Here is a 249-nt window from a genome sequence, read left to right as displayed (position 1 = left end):
CACTTGTAGATTTAACCGAGTTTATAAATGGTGTTGAATTAACTCAATTAAGTGAGGACGCACAAACACTTATTGACGACATGAACACGCAAGTTGATCGCTTGCGCCCTGAAACCGAGAACAATTTACCCGATGTAATAGCCCAAACAGTAAGTGAGTTAAACCTTGAAAAACAAGCCCGTGTTGATATTGAAAAAGGTGTGTTTGACTTATCTGCAAATTACACTAATTGGCGGCAGGAGTATGAGC

Annotated in this window: 1 protein-coding gene; it reads left to right on the top strand. The window is 39.8% G+C overall.

Annotated elements, in window-relative coordinates; translation table 11 throughout:
- Window positions 1–249: hypothetical protein (locus tag AAEZ18_RS19325; protein ID WP_352256059.1), on the top strand; the 249-nt coding region annotated here is incomplete at both ends.

The organism is Pseudoalteromonas sp. 19-MNA-CIBAN-0066, assembly GCF_040308705.1.
Lineage (GTDB): Bacteria > Pseudomonadota > Gammaproteobacteria > Enterobacterales > Alteromonadaceae > Pseudoalteromonas > Pseudoalteromonas nigrifaciens.
This window is presented reverse-complemented; position numbering and strand designations above follow the sequence as displayed.